This window comes from Corynebacterium sp. LK2537, from assembly GCF_040946485.1.
Taxonomy (GTDB): Bacteria; Actinomycetota; Actinomycetes; order Mycobacteriales; family Mycobacteriaceae; genus Corynebacterium.
On sequence record NZ_JAYWLQ010000015.1, the window covers coordinates 1 to 5,510 of the forward strand.

Consider the following 5,510-nt stretch of genomic DNA (forward strand, 5'->3'; position numbering starts at 1 on the left):
CAGTGATGTTTGAGAACTCAATAGTGTGCCAATGTACTTTTTGCATTTGTGTGGATGGTTGTGTTGGTGTGTGCCGGATGGCGCTTTCAGTTGGGGTGTCATTGAAATATAATTTTTCTTTCTGGCTGCATTGATGTGATTGTTTACATAATTTTGTGAATTTTTCATTTTTTCTTTGTAGTAATTCTTTTTTGGTCAGTATGCAACATGCGTTTTGTGTTGTGTGTTGGTTTTGTTTGTTAGGTTTGGGCTTTTCACGAGCCTTTTTGTGGAGAGTTTGATCCTGGCTCAGGACGAACGCTGGCGGCGTGCTTAACACATGCAAGTCGAACGGAAAGGCTCCAGCTTGCTGGAGTACTCGAGTGGCGAACGGGTGAGTAACACGTGGGTGATCTGCCCTGCACTTCGGGATAAGCCTGGGAAACTGGGTCTAATACCGGATAGGACCGCACTTTGGTGTGTGTGGTGGAAAGTTTTTTTCGGTGTAGGATGAGCCCGCGGCCTATCAGCTTGTTGGTGGGGTAATGGCCTACCAAGGCGGCGACGGGTAGCCGGCCTGAGAGGGTGGACGGCCACATTGGGACTGAGATACGGCCCAGACTCCTACGGGAGGCAGCAGTGGGGAATATTGCACAATGGGCGGAAGCCTGATGCAGCGACGCCGCGTGGGGGATGACGGCCTTCGGGTTGTAAACTCCTTTCGCCAGGGACGAAGCGTTTTTGTGACGGTACCTGGATAAGAAGCACCGGCTAACTACGTGCCAGCAGCCGCGGTAATACGTAGGGTGCGAGCGTTGTCCGGAATTACTGGGCGTAAAGAGCTCGTAGGTGGTTTGTCGCGTCGTCTGTGAAATTCCGGGGCTTAACTCCGGGCGTGCAGGCGATACGGGCAGGCTTGAGTACTGTAGGGGTAACTGGAATTCCTGGTGTAGCGGTGAAATGCGCAGATATCAGGAGGAACACCGATGGCGAAGGCAGGTTACTGGGCAGTTACTGACGCTGAGGAGCGAAAGCATGGGTAGCGAACAGGATTAGATACCCTGGTAGTCCATGCCGTAAACGGTGGGCGCTAGGTGTGAGACCCTTCCACGGGTTTTGTGCCGTAGCTAACGCATTAAGCGCCCCGCCTGGGGAGTACGGCCGCAAGGCTAAAACTCAAAGGAATTGACGGGGGCCCGCACAAGCGGCGGAGCATGTGGATTAATTCGATGCAACGCGAAGAACCTTACCTGGGCTTGACATATTTAGGTTCGCGGCAGAGATGTCGTTTCCCTTTGTGGCCTTTATACAGGTGGTGCATGGTTGTCGTCAGCTCGTGTCGTGAGATGTTGGGTTAAGTCCCGCAACGAGCGCAACCCTTGTCTTATGTTGCCAGCATTTGGTTGGGGACTCATGAGAGACTGCCGGGGTTAACTCGGAGGAAGGTGGGGATGACGTCAAATCATCATGCCCCTTATGTCCAGGGCTTCACACATGCTACAATGGTCGATACAATGCGTTGCGACACTGTGAGGTGGAGCTAATCGCTGAAAGTTGGCCTTAGTTCGGATTGGGGTCTGCAACTCGACCCCATGAAGTCGGAGTCGCTAGTAATCGCAGATCAGCAATGCTGCGGTGAATACGTTCCCGGGCCTTGTACACACCGCCCGTCACGTCATGAAAGTTGGTAACACCCGAAGCCGGTGGCCCAAACTTGTTAGGGAGCCGTCGAAGGTGGGATCGGCGATTGGGACGAAGTCGTAACAAGGTAGCCGTACCGGAAGGTGCGGCTGGATCACCTCCTTTCTAAGGAGTTTTTAGTTTTGCCCACGGTTGTGGGTGTTGGTGGTTTATGTGTCTGTGTATGGCACTGCCACTGTGTTGTAATCGGGTGGACGCACGCCCCCAGTGAATGAGGCTGGGTGCAATCATTGTTTTTTAAACACAAATGCTTACATTCCTTGTTGGTTTGTTGTGTGAGTATGTTGGTGCATTGTTGGGTGTCTGGGGCATTAGTGTTGTCCTGGTGCTAACACACAACTTGCAGTTGGCCACGGTGTGGTTGGTTGTGGTGTGTGTTGGGTGTTGTGTGAGAACTGTATAGTGGACGCGAGCATTTACCACGCGTGGACAGCTTTTGTTGTTTGTGTGTGGTGTGATGTGATTTCTTGTTTTTCTTAATTTTTGTGTGTTCACCCGCCATGAGGACGGTCTTTGTTGGCTGTTTTTGTGGTGGTGTGTGTTCGTTGTGTGAAGGGCGCATGGTGGATGCCTTGGTATTGTGTGCCGATGAAGGACGTGTCAGGCTGCGTTAAGCCTCGGGGAGTTGTCAAGTAAGCGTTGATCCGAGGATGTCCGAATGGGGAAACCTGCCACTCGTTGTGGGGTGGTACCTGCCCATGAATTCATAGTGGGTGTGGGGGTTACGCGGGGAAGTGAAACATCTCAGTACCCGTAGGAGAAGAAAATAACGAATGATTCTGCTAGTAGCGGCGAGCGAACGTGGATGAGGCTAAACCGTGTGTGTGTGATACTTGGTAGGGGTTGCGCATGCGGTGTTGTGGGGTTGCAATGTGAAGTGTCTACCAGTGCTTCGTTGTGGTGTGTGTGTTAGCTGAATTGGCTTGGAATGGTCAACCGGAGTAGGTGAGAGTCCTGTAGGTGAAGGTGCACATAGCATGATTGTTGTTGTCCCCGAGTAGCAACGGGCTCGTGGAATCTGTTGTGAATCTGCCGGGACCACCCGGTAAGCCTAAATACGTGCAATAACCGATAGTGTATTTAAGTACCGTGAGGGAATGGTGAAAAGTACCCCGGGAGGGGAGTGAAATAGTTCCTGAAACCATGTGCTTACAATCCGTCAGAGCACCTGAAAGTGTGTGATGGCGTGCCTTTTGAAGAATGAGCCTGCGAGTCAGCGGCATGTCGCGAGGTTAACCCGTGTGGGGTAGCCGTAGGGAAACCGAATCCTAATGGGGTGTTGAGTGGCATGTCCTGGACCCGAAGCGGGGTGATCTACCCATGGCCAGTGTGAAGCAGCTGTAAGAGGTTGTGGAGGCGCGAACCCACGTAGGTTGAAAACTGCGGGGATGAGTTGTGGGTAGGGGTGAAAGGCCAATCAAACTCCGTGATAGCTGGTTCTCCCCGAAATGCATTTAGGTGCAGCGTTACGCAGAAAGCCTAGTGGAGGTAGAGCTACTGGTTGGTTGAGCGGGACTACAATCTTAGCAACATCAGCCAAACTCCGAATGCCGCTAGTGTGTGCGTGGCAGTGAGACTGTGGGGGATAAGCTTCATAGTCGAGAGGGAAACAGCCCAGATCGCCGGTTAAGGCCCCTAAGGGTATGCTAAGTGGAAAAGGATGTGGGATCGCGAAGACAGCCAGGAGGTTGGCTTAGAAGCAGCCATCCTTGAAAGAGTGCGTAATAGCTCACTGGTCGAGTGGTTCTGCGCCGACAATGTAGTGGGGCTCAAGCATACCGCCGAAGCCGCGGCAACAATTTTTTGTTGGGTAGGGGAGCGTCGTGCACGTTGTGAAGCAGTATCGTAAGGCGCTGTGGAGTGTGTGCGAGTGAGAATGCAGGCATGAGTAACGAATTGGTAGGTGAGAATCCTACCCGCCGGATGACTAAGGGTTCCTGGGTCAAGTTCGTCTTCCCAGGGTGAGTCGGGACCTAAGGCGAGGCCGACAGGCGTAGTCGATGGATAACCAGTTGATATTCTGGTACCCGTATATCCGCGCCCAATGGTAAAGCAGTGATACTAACCACCCATGCCACTATGTACTTGCCCTTTCGGGGGCTGGTCGTGGTTGGTGTGCGTGGGGCCTGAACTGTGGTCCAAGCGATGGGGTGACACAGGTTGGTAGCCATGCCACTTAATGGATTGTTGGTGTAAGCGTGCAGACTGTGGTGTAGGTTAAATCCGCACCACATAAGGTCGAGGCGTGATGCGTAGCCCGTAGGGGTGAAGTTGGTGATCCTGTACTGTCGAGAAAAGCCTCTAGTGAGTGGGTGTACGGCCCGTACCCTAAACCGACACAGGTGGTCAGGTTGAGTATACTAAGGCGTTCGGGTGAACTGTGGTTAAGGAATTCGGCAAAATGCCCCCGTAACTTCGGGAGAAGGGGGGCCACTGCTGGTGCCGCACTCTTTGCGGTGTGTGTGCTGGTGGTGGTCGCAGAGAATAGAGGGGTCCGACTGTTTATCAAAAACACAGGTCCATGCGAAGACGTGAAGTTGATGTATATGGACTGACGCCTGCCCGGTGCTGGAAGGTTAAGAGGACCTGTTAGGAACCTTTGGTTCCGAAGCGGAGAATTTAAGCCCCAGTAAACGGCGGTGGTAACTATAACCATCCTAAGGTAGCGAAATTCCTTGTCGGGTAAGTTCCGACCTGCACGAATGGCGTAACGAGACCTCTGCTGTCTCAACCACAGGCCCGGTGAAATTGCATTACGAGTAAAGATGCTCGTTACGCGCGGCAGGACGAAAAGACCCCGGGACCTTCACTATAGCTTGGTATTGGTATTTACTATCGTTTGTGTAGGATAGGTGGGAGACGTTGAGACTATCACGCTAGTGGTGGTGGAGTCGTTGGTGAAATACCACTCTGATGGTAGTGGATGCCTGAACCTTGGCCCATGATCTGGGTTGGGGACAGTGCCTGGTGGGTAGTTTAACTGGGGCGGTTGCCTCCCAAAATGTAACGGAGGCGCCCAAAGGTTCCCTCAGCCTGGTTGGCAATCAGGTGGTGAGTGTAAGTGCACAAGGGAGCTTGACTGTGAGAGTGACGGCTCGAGCAGGGACGAAAGTCGGGACTAGTGATCCGGCACCTACTTGTGGATGTGGTGTCGCTCAACGGATAAAAGGTACCCCGGGGATAACAGGCTGATCTTCCCCAAGAGTCCATATCGACGGGATGGTTTGGCACCTCGATGTCGGCTCGTCGCATCCTGGGGCTGGAGTAGGTCCCAAGGGTTGGGCTGTTCGCCCATTAAAGCGGCACGCGAGCTGGGTTCAGAACGTCGTGAGACAGTTCGGTCTCTATCCGCCGCGCGCGTTGAAACTTGAAGAAGGCTGTCCCTAGTACGAGAGGACCGGGACGGACGTACCTCTAGTGTGCCAGTTGTCACGCCAGTGGCAGGGCTGGTTGGCTACGTACGGGAGGGATAACCGCTGAAAGCATCTAAGCGGGAAGCCTGTTTTAAGATGAGGTTTCATTACAAGGCCCCCGGAAGACTACCGGGTTGATAGGCCAGACCTGGACGCATCGTAAGATGTGAAGGCTACTGGTACTAATCGGCCAAACAACCAACACCACACAAGCTTAAATAATGTTAAGCGGTGTGGAACAAGCAAAAGCAAAGCAAGACATCGTCACGTTGTCGTGTTCGCGTCCACTATGCAGTATCTGACACAACACCCGAAAACCAGACACCAAAAGGTGCCCCGGATGTTTGTCGGTGGTCAATAGCGGCAGGGAAACGCCCGGACCCATTCCGAACCCGGAAGCTAAGCCTGCGTCGCGCC

General features: G+C 53.1%; 3 rRNA genes. All 3 read left to right on the forward strand.

Annotation, left to right across the window (positions count from 1 at the left end):
* Positions 1–265 precede the first annotated feature (265 nt).
* A 16S ribosomal RNA gene (locus tag VVS03_RS11240) occupies positions 266–1,785 on the forward strand.
* A 433-nt stretch (positions 1,786–2,218) separates the two neighbouring features.
* Positions 2,219–5,300, forward strand: a 23S ribosomal RNA gene (locus tag VVS03_RS11245).
* Positions 5,301–5,439: 139 nt separating this feature from the next.
* Positions 5,440–5,510 (forward strand): 5S ribosomal RNA (rrf, locus tag VVS03_RS11250); the annotation flags it as partial.